Origin of the sequence: Aureibaculum algae (genome assembly GCF_006065315.1) — a bacterium.
Lineage (GTDB): Bacteria > Bacteroidota > Bacteroidia > Flavobacteriales > Flavobacteriaceae > Aureibaculum > Aureibaculum algae.
Genome location: NZ_CP040749.1, coordinates 2,580,745 through 2,596,794 on the forward strand (window position 1 = coordinate 2,580,745; position 16,050 = coordinate 2,596,794).

10 protein-coding genes are annotated in these 16,050 nt (G+C 31.2%); 7 read left to right on the forward strand and 3 right to left on the reverse strand.

The features are described 5' to 3' along the window. Positions 1–138: 138 nt before the first annotated feature. Together FF125_RS10740 and tamL are read left to right on the forward strand one after the other, a co-directional pair. Positions 139–5,139, forward strand: a complete 5,001-nt coding sequence (locus FF125_RS10740) for a translocation/assembly module TamB domain-containing protein (protein ID WP_138949768.1) — start codon at positions 139–141, stop codon at positions 5,137–5,139. After that, positions 5,136–7,463, forward strand: coding sequence for a translocation and assembly module lipoprotein TamL (gene tamL, locus FF125_RS10745; RefSeq protein ID WP_456236594.1), 2,328 nt, complete (start codon positions 5,136–5,138; stop codon positions 7,461–7,463). Before FF125_RS10740 ends, tamL begins: the two co-directional genes overlap by 4 nt. 18 nt (positions 7,464–7,481) lie before the next feature. Here the strand turns inward: tamL and FF125_RS10750 are convergent, their stop codons facing one another. Further along, the gene (locus FF125_RS10750; RefSeq protein ID WP_250629560.1) at positions 7,482–7,703 is read right to left on the reverse strand and encodes an RNA-binding S4 domain-containing protein; all 222 of its coding nucleotides are present in this window, start codon (positions 7,701–7,703) and stop codon (positions 7,482–7,484) included. A 189-nt stretch (positions 7,704–7,892) separates the two neighbouring features. Here FF125_RS10750 and FF125_RS10755 point away from each other — a divergent pair, with 189 nt between their 5' ends. Beyond that, on the forward strand, positions 7,893–9,269 hold the full coding sequence (locus FF125_RS10755; protein ID WP_138949769.1) for a T9SS type A sorting domain-containing protein: 1,377 nt from the start codon (positions 7,893–7,895) through the stop codon (positions 9,267–9,269). A 10-nt stretch (positions 9,270–9,279) separates the two neighbouring features. Here FF125_RS10755 and FF125_RS10760 read toward each other — a convergent pair whose 3' ends face one another. Further along, positions 9,280–10,164, reverse strand: coding sequence for a peptidoglycan DD-metalloendopeptidase family protein (locus tag FF125_RS10760; protein WP_175418910.1), 885 nt, complete (start codon positions 10,162–10,164; stop codon positions 9,280–9,282). Positions 10,165–10,501: 337 nt separating this feature from the next. Between FF125_RS10760 and FF125_RS10765 the strand changes: the two genes are divergently transcribed. Next, complete coding sequence (locus FF125_RS10765; RefSeq protein WP_138949771.1) at positions 10,502–12,613, forward strand: M3 family metallopeptidase; 2,112 nt, start codon at positions 10,502–10,504, stop codon at positions 12,611–12,613. Between the two features lie 104 nt (positions 12,614–12,717). Then, on the forward strand, positions 12,718–13,260 hold the full coding sequence (locus tag FF125_RS10770; RefSeq protein ID WP_138949772.1) for a DUF4251 domain-containing protein: 543 nt from the start codon (positions 12,718–12,720) through the stop codon (positions 13,258–13,260). Positions 13,261–13,287: 27 nt separating this feature from the next. On the opposite strand, the gene FF125_RS10775 is transcribed toward FF125_RS10770, so the two are convergent. Then, entirely contained in the window at positions 13,288–13,917 is a 630-nt protein-coding gene (locus tag FF125_RS10775) for a TMEM175 family protein (RefSeq protein WP_138949773.1), read from the reverse strand. A 162-nt stretch (positions 13,918–14,079) separates the two neighbouring features. Here FF125_RS10775 and FF125_RS10780 point away from each other — a divergent pair, with 162 nt between their 5' ends. Then, positions 14,080–14,694: a hypothetical protein gene (locus FF125_RS10780; protein WP_138949774.1), complete on the forward strand. Its 615-nt coding sequence runs from the start codon at positions 14,080–14,082 to the stop codon at positions 14,692–14,694. Between the two features lie 92 nt (positions 14,695–14,786). Beyond that, positions 14,787–16,031 carry a WG repeat-containing protein gene (locus tag FF125_RS10785; protein ID WP_138949775.1) on the forward strand — a complete coding sequence of 415 codons (1,245 nt, stop codon included), beginning with the start codon at positions 14,787–14,789 and terminating at the stop codon, positions 16,029–16,031. Positions 16,032–16,050: the final 19 nt, after the last annotated feature.

The following is a 16,050-nucleotide window of genomic DNA, read 5'->3' on the forward strand; positions in this document are numbered from 1 at the left end:
TTTATAACTCAATAAGTTTAAATTTTTTAACTACTTTTTTTTTGAGCTAAAGATTTAAACATTAAAGTTAATTCACTAATTTTTTATAGAGTAATTTTGCTTGCTTAAGTAAGGAATATTCAATTAGCACTATTCTATTTGAAAGATAAAAAAAAAAGTATTAAAAGTCGCATACTAAGAGGTGTAGGTAAACTAGCTCTAGGTCTTGTGGTACTATTTATTTTGCTTATTTTATTTATTCGAAGTAAATGGGGGCAAGACATCATCGTAAATAAGGTTATCACATATGTTTCAGAAAAAACAAACACTAAAGTTGAAATAGACAAATTATACATCACATTTGGTGGAAACATCATGCTCAATGGACTTTATTTAGAGGACACTAAAGGTGATACGTTGGTGTATTCCAATTCCCTCGAAGCCAATATGCCGCTTTGGTCAATTATTAATGGAAAGGGGATAGGTATTGATAATTTGGTATGGAATGGGCTCAAAGCCCATATTATTCGAAAAGATTCTATTGAAGGGTATAATTTTCAGTTTTTGATAGATGCTTTTACTTCTAAGAATACTGAATTCCAGAACGAAACGACGTCAGGACCTTTAGAAATCATACTTGAATCAGTTGATTTAAATGCTTTTGATATTATCTTTGATGATGCCGTTTTAGGCATTGAAAGTCGTTTTGTATATGGAAATTTGTCCTTAACTATGGCTAAAATCGATATAGAAAAAATGGATTTTCGGACTACATCCATCAGCCTAAGCGATGCAACTATAAATTATACGCAAAGTCCTGTTCCGCCAATACCGTCAGACGAGAACGCTATTTTACCTTTTTTAGCTGTTGACAAATTAAATCTGAATAATGTCGTTGCAGATTATAATTCAGAAGTTGATAATAGTCGTTATCATATCAGCATTGCACAACTTTATACAGAAATTCCAAAAATTGATTTAACCAATAATACATTTGAAATTGTAAGGTTTCAACTAGATGACTCTGAAATTTTAATAAACACAACGACTGCCAATAAAATTGTCGTTAAAAATGATGGTCCTTTAGTTACAGCGACGTTTGAATGGCCAAATTTCAAAATAAATGTTGGCTATCTCGATATGAAAAATAATACATTTAGCTATGTAAATAACAATGCGACTCCTCAAAATGGTGTTTTTAATGGTAACGCTATTGTTCTTAATAATCTTACTTTACATGGAAAAGAAATTTCCCTAAAGGATAAAGAGGTTGGTTTTAATATTGAAAATTTCAATTTTAACGAAGCTTCTGGAAATCAATTAAAAACACTTCAATTAAACGCTAATTTATCAGATAATTCGTTGTCAGTCAATAGTATTAATTTATCATTAAACGATAATAAACTTCAAGGCAAGGCGGAAATAGATTTTAATAGCTTGGCTTCTTTCATCCAAAAACCAGATGATGCACAGCTTTCTGTTAATATTCCAACTTTTCGGTTTGATATAAAGGATGTTTATCAATTTCAACCAGAGTTGCATAAGAATGAAATTTTTCAATTGCTTTCAAAACAATTTTTTAATGGGAATATTGAAGCTTCTGGTACATTATCGTCGGTAACTATTCCAAAAATAAAAGTGAACTGGGGTAATGAAACCGAATTATCACTAACTGGGCATTTAGAAAATGTTACTGACATTGATAAGTTACAATTTGATATTCCACAATTTAACGCACAAACCAATAAAAAAAGTCTTTCGCTTTTTGTCAATGAAGATAGTTTGGGAATCAATTTTCCTGAATTGGTTAATTTAAAAGGAAATGCAAAAGGTAGTATCAAAGACATTAATGCCATCGTCGAATTAAACACTTCGCAAGGAAAAGCCAACCTTAAAGGTCATTTTAATAATGAGAATCAATTGGCATTTGATGCAGATCTTAAAATTGACAATTATAAAATAGGCAACTTGTTAAATTACAGTAAATTAGGTGAGTTAACCGTAAGTGTTACTACGAATGGAAAAGGAAGAGATATTAATCATCTCAATGGGGAGTTATTAGCTACCATAGAACATTTTGGACTTAATAATTATGAAATTAAAGACTTAATAATCGATGGGAAATTTAAAGACGGACTTGGAAAAATAAAATCTGATTACAATGATGAAAACTTAAATCTTAATTTACTTGCAGACCTAAGGTTGGATTCTATTGCATCACAAGTTTCCTTAAATTTAGACATCATTGGTGCAGATTTGCAAGCTTTAGGTATTATGCAACGTAATGTGCGAACAGGGTTAAAACTCAATGCTGATTTTAAAGGAAATTCAGAGAAATTCAAGTTGAAAGCAAGTGTTGAAGATGGTGTAGTAGTCTTTGAGGACAAATCATATTTGCTAGGTGGCGTTGATATCAACGCGTTTGTTGACAAAGACACCACTTCGGCTTCCATAAAAAACAAGGTTTTGAATTTTGAATTGCATTCCAATTCCAATCCACAAAATTTCACAACCGCCATCGAACGGCATTTGACAAGCTATTTTTATAGAGATACTAAAGTTGCAGATTCGATAAAAAATCCAGTGAATTTGGTATTAAAAGGTAAGATTAGTCAAGCCCCTGTGCTGAACGAAGTACTGTTGCTCAATCTAAAAGAGTTGGACACCATAGATGTGGCCATTAAATTTAACGAAAACGCCAGAAAATTAAAAGCCAATATTACTGCACCGCATATCAATTATGATGGAAATGAGATTGATAGCTTAGCTTTTAATATCGATACAGAAATGGATAAGTTTGTGTTTGATTTGGGTTTTAAAGAAATCAACAGTGGTCCACTTGCCATCAAAAAAACGAGTTTTACAGGAAATCAAGCAAATAATGAATTGGCATTAAGTTTCACTTCTTTCTATGACCAAGAAAAATTAATTAATATTGAATCTACGATTGCCGGTCATCGAGATTCCTTAAGTTTTCATGTATTGAACGATAATCTTATTTTGAATAAAAATAAATGGGAAACACCTAATTCCAATGAAATTTTAATTACCAACAACAATTTTTCTTTCAATGATTTTAACTTTAGCAGAAATGGCGAATCCGTTGCTATTACGGACGCTGTAAACAATTCCAACAAGAATAGAATTGACATCAATTTCGACAATTTTAAACTTAACAAAATCATTAATTACTTAAATCCCGAAAATGAAATAGCTTCTGGGGTTCTAAATGGTGAATTTAGTGTTGAAAATCCCTTTGAAAATTTGGGAATTGTAACGGATTTAAAAATCCAACAATTGAAACTCTTAAACGTTGATTTAGGTACTTTATCTTTAGATGCACAATCGGGCGAAAACAATAATTATGACTTTAATGTAGATTTGAATGGTGGAGCAGTTGATTTGACATTGAAAGGTGATTTTCTGGCAGATAATACTGCACCTCAAATAAATCTAGATTTGGAAATTAATAAATTCAATATGAAAGCCTTAGAAGGGTTTACCGAAGGTGAAGTGAGCAGTACTTCGGGCGATTTTTATGGAAGTTTTAATTTGAAAGGCAATTTAAATAAGCCCGAATATTTTGGAAAAATCGCTTTTAAAAATGCCAATTTTAAAATCAAGCAACTCAACGAAAGATTTAGCTTGGATAATGATGTTATAAACATAGACAACAAAGGCTTGTCGATGGATAACTTTACGATTCAAGATGAAAATAAAAATTCTTTTATGTTTTCGGGCTTTATTGGTACTGAAAGTTTTAGCAATCCAACGTTCGATTTAAAAATAAATGCCAAAAATTTTCAAGTCTTAAACGCAACAAAAGAAGACAACGATTTAGTGTATGGTAAAGCAGTTTTTGATGCCAACGGCACTATTAAAGGCAATTTGGAAATCCCTAAAATAGATGTGAACCTAAAAGTAGGTTCAGAAACAGACATTACTTATATATTACCATCGGCATCGGTAAATATTGAAGAACAAGAGGGTGTGGTTATTTTTGTAAATCGAGAAAATCCTGATGCCATCTTAACCCGAACAGAAGAGCAATCAGTAAAAATTACCGGTTTTGATGTCAATGCTAATTTAAAAGTGGATAAAAGTGCAAGAATAAAGGTAATCATTGATGCCGAAACGAATGATAATTTTCAAGTTTCTGGAAACGGAGATTTTAAGGTGAAAATGAGCCCTAATGGTTCCGTGAACTTAACAGGAGTTTATGAAATTGCTAATGGTCATTATGAAATGAATTTATATAATATCGTAAATAGAAAATTTGAATTAACGTCAGACAGTCGTATTAGTTGGTATGGAGATCCATTTGATGCTAAATTAGATGTTAAGGCAGTGTATAAAATAGACGCATCAGCATCACCATTAATGGCATCGCAGACAACAAGTTCAGATGCATCTATAAAAAGCCAATATCAGGAAGTATTGCCATTTTATGTGTATTTAAATGTTGATGGTGAGCTAATGCAACCAGAAATTTCCTTTGAATTAGATATGCCAGAGGAAGAACAAGGGGCTATAAGTGGACAAGTATATGCACGTGTTCAACAAGTGAATAAGCAAGAAAACGAACTTAATCAACAAGTATTTTCATTATTAGTATTAAGTAGATTCTATCCACAGTCTGATAGTGATGGAAGCAGTGGTGGTTTTGCTTCAATTGCTAGAGATAATCTAAATGATGCACTTTCTGATCAATTGAATGTGTTTTCAGATAAATTATTAGGTGATACAGGTGTTGAACTCAATTTTGGTTTAGATAGTTATATCGATTACCAAGGTGATTCACCAGAAGACCGGACACAACTAGAAGTTGCGGCTAAGAAAAAACTATTTAATGATCGATTAATTGTAAGTGTTGGTAGTGATATTGATATAGAAGGAAGTAGCAGTACAGACGAATCTACTCCAATTATTGGCAATGTAAGTGTAGAATATTTATTAACTGATAATGGAAGATATAGACTTAAGGGTTTTAGAAAAAATGAATTTGAAAATGTAATTGATGGTCAAACCATTATTAGTGGTATTGCATTAATTTTTACTCAAGAATTTAATAAGTTTGATGAGCTCTGGTATGCTCTATTACACGGTCAGACTCAAGTTGAAAAATCAGATAAAAATAAAAAGGAAAAGAAACAAAATTGAGATATAAACATAAAAATATAGCTATAATACGATTTATTAAAACGAATATTTTAATAAAATACGCTATAGGCTTTATGCTGTCTGTGCTATTGATTCTATTTCAATCATGCAGTATACAAAAATATATTCCCAATAAAGAACGACTTTATATAGGTGCTTCCATTGATATAAAATCAGATAGTATCGTTAAAAATGAAAAGGCCTTAGAAGAAAATCTAAAAACTGCTATTCAAAAAAAAACAAATAAAAAGATTTTAGGATGGTATTATGGTTTGTATTATCATTTCAAATCTCAAAATAAAAGACAAGGATTTATTAACCGATGGCTAAATAAAAAAATAGGGGAGGAGCCTGTATATCAATCAGATATAAATACTACTGCCGTTAAAGAAGTGCTGACAAACCGACTAGAAAATAATGGGTTTTATTACAATAACGTTACCTCTAATTGGACGAGTAATGATAAGAAAAAAACAGCTTCCATCGATTATAATATTACCGTTCAGCAACCATATAGAATGGAAAGCTATCAATTAGATACGCTGCAACCTCCAATTTATAAAGAAATGCAAGGGTACATATCGGATACGCCTTTTAAAAAGGATATGCGTTTTAATTTATCTTTATTAAAATTAGAAAGAGACCGTATAGACAATGGTTTGAAAATGAAAGGTTACTACAATTTTAACTCTAATTTTTTAATTTTTGAAGCGGATACAAATAGATATAAAGACAAACGATTTGATTTATTTTTAAAATTAAAAAAAGATGTCCCTAAAAAAGCAATAGTCCCCTATAGAATCTCTAAAATTAATATTTATTCAAATTATGATATCCAACAAGATTCATTACCTAATAAAGTTGTTCGGTATAATCATAAAAACTTCATTGAGCAAATACCATATTTTAAAACGAAATATCTTGACCCTTATATTACTTTAAAAGAAGGGGAGTTATACAATCCTCAAACATCAAAAAATACGGCGAGACGATTGTCCACCATTGGATCTTATAAATTTGTAAATATTCAGTACAACCAATTGGATACTATTGCTAAAAATGATAGCATAGGTTTTTTAGAAACTAATATTTTTCTTTCCCCGTTAAACAAAAGGGCATTTAAAGCCTCATTAGAAGCCGTGTCTAAATCGAATAATTTTGCAGGACCCACGTTGGCATTAACCTACACGAATAGAAACTTGTTCGGTGGTGGAGAAATATTGAATCTTAGTACAAATATTGGGTATGAATGGCAAATTACAGGAGGAAACAGTAATGGAACAAGCATTCTTCAATTAGGATTATCATCTGAATTAATCTACCCAAGGATTATTTTTCCAATAAAAATAAGTAGCAATTACTTTAAATATGCTATTCCTAAGACAAAAATGAGTTTAGGATTGGATTATTTACAAAGAACGCAATTATACACTTTGTTATCAGGTACAGCACAATTTGGATATTTATGGAATGCCAATAGATATGTTACGCATGAAATTATTCCAATTTCAACTACGTACACCCAATTGTCCAATACCACAGAAGCATTTGAAGAAATTCTCTCTGAAAATGAGTATTTGAGTAGTAGTTTTGATCAAGAATTTATTTCTGGACTCAATTATTCATTTACCTATAATGAAATGGTCGACACTAAGAAAACGCATCAATTTTATATCAATTCCACATTAGACATTGTGGGTAATTCTTTAAGTTTATTTGGTAAAAATAATGGAGAAGATTCTAAAACGATATTCGGTCTTGAGTTTGCACAATATGCCAAAGCTGATTTGGACTTACATTATCACTTTAATTTTGGAAGAGATCAGAAAATTGCAACACGGGTGTTTGCGGGTTATGGTTATGCTTATGGAAACTCTGATGTATTACCGTTTACAAAGCAATATAATGCTGGTGGACCCTACAGTGTACGAGCATTTCAAATTGGGACCTTAGGGCCTGGTCAATATGATGAAGATGCAGATGGTGGTGATTCTGATTATCTTTTCTATAATTCAGGAAACATAAAATTGGAAGCAAATATCGAATATAGGTTTCCTATCTATTCGTTTGTTAGGGGAGCTGTTTTTGCGGATGCAGGGAATATTTGGACGTCTAAAGAAAATGAGACTTTTCCAAATGGTAAATTCACTGATAATTTTATAAATGAATTAGGAATTGGAGCAGGAATAGGACTTCGTATTGATGTTCAAGGTTTTGTAATTAGATTTGATTTGGCAGCACCCTTCCACGATCCCAAAGAAGAAAGTTATAATTTTAAATGGGATGAACCTGTATTCAATTTTGCCATTGGATATCCATTTTAACCCATTTTATTAAAAAGTCTATTCAATTTCAATTTGAATGTTGTTTGTATTTATAACATCACCAATTACCAATTTATTCCTTATCCTAGTTTCCACAAGTCCATTGACCAAGACTTCCTCGTTTTGAATAATAATTTTAGCGTGTCCACCAGTTTGTGCAATTCCCACAACCTGAAGTAGATTGTTTAAGGTAATATAAGGTTGACCTTCTTTTAATTTAAAGTTTTTCTTATCCATCATTTACTGCTTGATTAGGAGTTAGTTAAATGAATTTTCTCCAATATTATTATAATTTTTTTTACGATTTTTCGTTATTTCAACAAAGTTAACGGGTTTAGTTTGATTAAAAATTATATTGCATATCTATTTTTTGCATTTTCATTAAATATAGTTTCTTCACAAGAGCTATCTAGTTTACCGCTGTTTAGCATGGATAACCTTGACTATCAAGGTGCCTTCAGGTTAGATGCAGGAACTTATGGATCTTCAAATATGAATTTCGCTCAGGGACCTTTGGCTTATAATTCTGTAAATAATTCAATTTTTATAGTTGGCCATAGTCATCATCAAGCTATTGCAGAGTTTAAAATACCCAGTCTAGTAAATAGTACTGTTATTACCGATTTAAATAGTGTTAAAGAACCTATGCAGGTCTTTACACAATTTCTAAATAAAACTCCAGACGGTAACCCAGAAGGCATTGATAGAATAGGAGGATTGTATCCTATACTAGATAATGGTCAACAAAAATTAATTGTTAACGCCTACGAATATTACGATGCTCCAGGTGACAATACGGTTTCTACGTTGCTTATTGATAATGCGAATAATTTAGAGGATACTACTGTAAAAGGCTATCTAAAATTTGAAGGAGGATCAGGGCATACTTCTGGATGGATTTCTCCCATTCCAGAAAATTTAAAAAGTGTGTTGGGTGGAACGCATATTACAGGACAATCGAGTGGTATTCCTATAATTTCAAGAACAAGTGTTGGGCCATCAGCTTTTGCTTTTAATATGGACAACTTACTTAACACCGAAAATACCATCAACACAACAAAATTATTAGATTTTAGTCTAACAAATCCACTTCATTCAGATCTTTCTAATACAAGCTTGGCAAATGATATATGGACACATCTTTCAAGAGCTGTTTATGGTTTTATTGTTCCAGGTACAAGGTCTTACATAACTATTGGAAAAAGTGGCGGTCACCAAACGGGTGTTTGCTATAAATGTACACAATCGAATGGGAACCTCTGTGGCGGCTATTGCACCCCTGATTCAAACGATAATTATAATTACTATTGGTTGTGGGATTTAAATGATTTGTTAGAAGTTAAAAATGGGGAACGATGGCCCTATGATATCCAACCTTATGATTACGGTAAATTTAATACGCCATTTCAGAGTTCAGCGAACAGCATTAATGGTGGTAGTTTTGACCCCATTACAGGAAATCTATATTTATCCATTGAAAATGCGGATAACGAACAGGGTAGGTATGCCAATCCGCCAATAATAGTAGTGTATCAAACAGGAGCTTCACTTGATATCTCCATGAATATTGCACAAAACATAGAGATTTATCCAAATCCCACCTACGGTAATATCACAATTGATGCACCTGAATCAAGTTATACTATTAATGTTATAAACACTATTGGTGCAACCATCAATTCTTCCAAGAAAAAAGGAAAAAGTTTTGATATAGATTTGAGTTCTTTTGCTAACGGGATGTATTTTCTTGTAATTGAAAATTTAGACACTCATTTGGTATCTGTCGAGAAAATATTAAAAAAGTAATCTGATCAATTTAAAAACCAATAATTAATCTTTTACCAGGTTTTAGAATAGTAGTTCTTCTAATTTTATTTGCTTTACACAACGCTGAAATCGAAGTACCATACTTATTTGCTATTCTTGAAAGTGAATCACCCCTTCTAATTCTATGGGTTTTTACTTGCACCACTTTTTGATTTGTAGCTTCTTTAAATGTAGTTGCTACTTGAATATCACTCTTCCTTTTAGAGCTATGAAGATGAGGGCTTGTCCATTTATTAGTTACCCAAATTTTATCACTTCTAATTTTATTCTTTTCACCAAAATCAAATAAATACTCAGGGTTAATAAAATTACCTTTAAAACTCGTCTCTAAATGTAAATGGCTCCCTCTTGCATTTCCTGTAACACCACCATTACCTATAATTTGACCTTTTAAAACTAAATCATTTTCTTTCACTATTTGATTGGATAAATGGGCATAAAGCAACTCCAAACCATTCGAGTGTCTAACGATTATACATTTTCCATACCCTCTATTATAACCTACATATCGTACTTTTCCACTTAATATGGCCCTTAGACTATCACCAGTTACCAAATCAATATCAATACCATTATGTGGTCGTCTATTTCGCCAACCATAACGTGAAGTGACTACTTTATCTATTAATACTGGAGATGCATAGATACTATCCTTAAAATCAATTTCAAACGGAACATTTTTAATGGGAATAGGGTAAGGTTTTAATTTATCATTATCCCAATACTCATTTATGAAAGGGTTTACACTTGAATAATCAACCATTAGATTGAATTCTTCTTTTGATAAAAAATCAAGATGTGTATTAATTTTTTCTTCTAAACCATGAATATACATGGGGTCTATAGCTCTATCTTGACCATATATAGTAGACATTGATATTAAAAAGATAATGGAGGAGAAAAATATCTTCATAAAAGTGTAACTCAATTTTAATTTCTCATTTATTTTATATCAAGAAGTAATTACAATTAAATACTTCTTAAAATTTTAATAAGAACAAAAGTAAACTTTTTAATTAAATGTTTCTGTTTATGGCACTCTCGTTTCGGTATTAACATTATTAATTATCACAATTACAGCTATTTACGACTCATATTTAACTTATGTTTAACGGATTTTGATCCATTTATATCGCTCGTTAAAAAGTACTAAAAAATATACAAATTGTACCATTTTACATATCTTTACAATGAAATATCAAACTTTTTATATGAAAACTTTCTTTAACTTGTTATTAATAACAGTTTTGATTACATCTTGTGAAAATGACAAAAAAAATACAATAAATACAATGAACACAACTGATAATGTTTTAATGGTAGAGAGTGCTTTGCCCTATCATGCTCCTGATTTTGAAAATATTAAAAATAGTGATTTTAAACCCGCATTTTTAAAGGGAATTTCAGAGCAAAAAGAAGCTGTAGAAAAAATAGCCAATTTAGATAATGATCCAACTTTTGACAATACCGTTTTGGCTTTAGAAAAAAGTGGTATATTATTAGAAAGAGTTTCAAATGTATTTTATGGGCTGTCAGGTGCTCATACTAATGATAGTATAAAAGCGATACAAGAAGAAATTGCTCCTAAACTTTCCGAATTAGGAGATGCTATTTATTTGAATGACAAATTATTTAACCGAATTAAAATCATTTACAATAAACGAGACAGTTTAGATTTAGATTCTGAATCAATAAAACTCATAGAAAATTACTTTGAAGATTTTGAAATTGCTGGGGCCAATTTATCAGCAGAAAAAAAGGATACCTTAAAAAAATACAATACACAACTGGCAACACTTATTACCAAGTTTAACCAAATATTATTAGAAGCTAATAATGCAGGAGCCTTATTATTTACAGATAAGAAAGCTCTTGCTGGGCTCTCTGAATCACAATTAAAAGCCTTAGAAAAAAAAGAGAAAAAGGGTTGGATAATCCCTTTACAAAACACAACACAACAACCTTTATTACAATCGTTTACCAACCGTGAGACAAGAGAGAAAATTTTTAAGTCTTCTTGGAACAGGGCAGATGGTTCTGAGTATGACACTAAAGAAATAATTATAAAAATTGCAGATCTAAGAGCTAAAAAAGCAGGAGTATTAGGTTTTGATAATTATGCGGAATGGAGTTTGCAAAAAACAATGGCAAAAAAAGCTATAAATGTATTTGATATGTTTAAAGGACTTATACCTGCAGCGACAAAAAAAGCACAGTTAGAATCTGAAGAAATACAGAAAATGATTACTAGTAAAGGTGGTGATTTCACATTAGAACCATGGGACTGGAACTATTATGCTGAAATGGTGCGAAAGGCAAAATATGATTTAGATGAAGATCAAATTAAACCTTATTTTGAATTGAAAACTGTTTTAGAAAAAGGAGTGTTTTATGCCGCTGAAAAATTATATGGTATTACATTTAAATCTAGAACAGATATTCCCGTTTATCATAAGGATGTAATGGTGTATGAAGTTTTTGAACAAAATGGTGATAAGTTAGGTTTGTTTTATGGAGATTTTTTTGCCCGTTCTAGTAAAAGAGGAGGAGCATGGATGAGCAATTTCGTAACCCAATCTAAACTATACAATAAGAAACCAGTAATATATAATGTGTGTAATTTCTCTAAACCGGCGGAAGGTGAAGTTGCATTAATAACGTTTGATGATGTATCTACTATGTTTCATGAATTTGGGCATGCGTTACACGGATTTTTCGCAGATCAACAATATCCATCATTATCTGGAACAGCTGTAGCGAGAGATTTTGTTGAATTCCCATCGCAATTCAATGAAAACTGGGCGTTATATCCTGATGTTTTAAAGAATTATGCTATCCACAATAAAACAAAAGAACAAATTCCTCAAGTATTAATTGATAAAATAAAAAAATCAGGAACCTTTAACCAAGGATACAGTTTAACTGAAAATTTGGCAGCGTCTAATTTAGATATGCAATGGCACACTATTGCTACTGATAAAAATATTACTAATGCCAATGCCTTTGAAAAAGAAGCATTACACAATACAAAATTAGATGTTGTACACGCTGTGCCGCCTCGCTATAGATCTACTTATTTTTCACATGTATTCGGAAGTGGTTATGCGGCAGGGTATTATTCTTATCTGTGGACGGAAATGTTAGATCATGATGCCTATAATTGGTTTAAAAACAATGGTGGACTTACACGTGAAAACGGTCAACGTTTCAGAGATATGGTGCTCTCTCGAGGGAACACATTAAATTTTGAAAAGATGTATAAAGACTGGAGAGGCAGTGATCCTAAAATTGAACCAATGTTAAAAGCTAGAGGGTTGAAATAGAGTTAACTTATTTTGTTTGATTTTAAATTTGTTTTATCTATTATAAGTTGATATAACTAGGCATATTTTTTGTGGTACAACAACGAAACTATAATTCTGAAAAAATGAAAAATCATCCTATTTATCTAATTTTAGTAGTGGTATTTTTTTGTAGTTGTGCAAGTACTAAAGTTTTAGATAACAGTAAAATAAAAGAGTTAGTAACACTTCAAAGGTTTACTATTGAATCAGATATAGCTCAACCTATGGCTACGATAGGTTTGTCTAAATTACAAAATTCAGGTATTTTAGGTGTGGGAAATTCATCAGGTAATATTAGCCTAATAGGTAACAGTAACTTTTTAAATATAAAAGGAGACTCAATTTCTTCCTATTTACCTTATTACGGTGAACGACAGTCAAACGTTGGCTATGGTTCAAACAATGGGGGTATTGAATTTGAAGGCCTGATTAAAAATTACGAAACGGAATGGAATGCTAAAAAGCAATATTATACAATAACCTTTAAAGCAAAAAGTAATAATGAGTGGTTTGATGTTAGAATGAATTTATATCCTAACCTTAAAAGTTATGTTACACTTAATAGTGCATCGCGAACTGGTATAACATATATTGGTAACGTGAGTGCTTTACCAGAGGACGAATGACCATTTAATATTAAATAATCTTAAAATTTAAGAATCTTCTACTGTTACTTTATTTGTATTTCGTTTATAATTTCTATTAATGAAAAACTGAAATACAAAAATGAGTACAAATATATAACGTGCTACATTTGGTAATATGAATGCTAATATAGCAGCCAATATCCAAACACTAAGTGCATTTAAACCGGTTAATGTATGCCATTTAATAGCTAATGGCGTTAGTTCAGGGTTATTTTTCTCCTTCTTAATAATATACCTTATCATCATAAAATTTAAAAGTCCAATTGCTGAAAGGTTGAAACAATAAAAGACAAACGGAATTACATAACCGAAACCACTCACATAAAATCCTGTAGAAAAGGGCATTAAAACGATAAAAAGTAATAAGAATATATTGAGCCATAATAATTTATTATCGACGGTTGATACTAAACGCATAGAGCGTAAATGCGCTACCCAATACAAGGCTGTAACAAGAAAACTTACGACCAAACCTATGAAATTAGGAATTCTATTACTTAATAAATCCCATGAATTATAGGTTGCAATAGCTTTACTTGAGGGAATTGCAACTTCTAACACTAGCAAGGTCATTGCTATAGAATATACAGCATCACTAAAACTAATAATCCGGTTTTTATCATAGGTTTGGTTCATTTTCTTTAAATTTTATTTTCTTTAAAACGAAAATTACTACAATTTAAACAAATATGTCCTAAATGTTCTCGAATATATTTTCTCACCTTATTACAATTGATAGTCAATATATATTTGCGGTATTCAATAAATAAAAAAAAACATTTATAAAAAACCAACAAAATGAAGAATTTATTAAAAATTACAAGTATTTGCTTAGTGTTTACTTTATTCTCTTGTGGAGGATCAGATGCTCCACAAATGAATACAAAGGACGGGTTAGAAAAAATTAAGACCATTGCTAATGAAAAATTTGGAAGCGATATGGAAGTGTATTCCATGACCATTTATTCACAAGAAGATTTAAATTCTAGTTTAGGATTAGTAACCATAAAATATATAAAAGATGGCAAACGCTATTCTAGAATGTATTCTGAAAAAACAGCACACACTGAGGCTAAACTTCAAGATGAAAAAGCAGATTCTGATTCTTTTCAAAAGAAATTATTTTTAGACAAGGCACAAGGTAAAATGAAAATTAGTGATATTGATACTGATAAAATCATCGCTAATATTGATAAAGCACTTACAATAATAGGCGAAGATGTAGCTACACATCAATTAAGAAATTACACGATAAATGTTGATCCTAAGACGAATGCAATAACAAGTAATTTTGAATTGCATGTAACGCAAACAGGTGAAGGTACATCAATTGAAGGTCGTAACATCGTTACCAATTTTTATGAAGCAAACTTTGAAGCAGACGCAGAAGGTAATGTTGAAATGACAGACTAAATTTGTGGAATGTTGCTATGAAAAAAGGCCCCTTATTTTATAGGGGCTTTTTATATTATAAAATTGAATATTTAGATTATTAAAAATTAAATATGAGTAGATTATTAACATTTATCATCATCTTAAGTACTTTGTTATTGAATTGTCAAAATGAAGAAAAGGAGAACACATTACTTCCAATAAGTGTCAATGGTAATTTTGGTTTTATCAATTATGATGGTGAAATGGTTATTGAACCTATCTATGATGATTTCGAAGGCTATTCGAACGGTATAATTGGTGTCGGTTTTAATGGAAAAGATGGTTTTATTAATGAAAAAGGAGAAGAGATTACAGGATTTATATATGATCGTGTTCGATATTTTAACGATGGCTTAGCAAGTGTACGCCTAAACCGAAAATACGGATTTGTTAATTTTGAAGGAGATGTCGTAATTCCAATTAAATATGATTTTGTTTTTCACTTCAGTAATGGTATGGCAGCTTTTAGCAATGTAGGCCAGTCTCGAATTTATGGATACCTAAATACAAAAGGTGATGTAATTGTAGAGCCTATTTTTAACGTAGCTAACTCATTTTATGAAGGCTTTGCTGCTGTAAAGGTGGATGATAAATTTGGTTTTATTAACAAAAAAGGCGAATATATTACAGAGCTTGTGTATGACGAAGTTGGTGATTTTTTTCAAGGCTATGCGGCAGTTAGTAAAGATGGGTATTGGGGATTTATAGATATTGATGGAAATGAAAAAATTCCTTTACAGTATAGTGAGGTAAATCCATTTATTGAGGGATATGCTGTGGTAAAGGCAAGTTATTTTAAAAATGGAATTATAAACACTTCCAATGACACCATTGTCCCATTAGATTTTGAAGAATTAGAGAATTTTCAAGAAGACATGGCGGTGGCAACGTATTATAACAAGAAAAAAGGGTTTGTTGATAAAAAAGGAAAATGGGCCATTTCTCCAGTATATGATTATGCTCAAGGTTTTAGGGAAGGTTTAGCTGCTGTTGCTATGAGAGAGGGTAAAGAAGGAGAAGATGGAGACGTTCATTGGGGGTACATTAATAAAAAAGGGGAACAGATTATTTCGCCAAAATTTGCTGTGGCTCAACCTTTTATTGATGGTATTGCGGTTGTGGCTATAAAAACTGGAAAATATGATTACACCTATGGTTATATTGATACAAAAGGTAATTATATTATAGAACCACGCTTTTTTAACGCCACTCCATTTTTTGAAGGTGTAGCGTCTGTGTTTGATAAAAATGCGAATCCCAAAAAAAACTATATCGATAAAAACGGAAAATTACTTTACACAGTAGACAAAGAGTAATTTTAAACAATAATTTTGT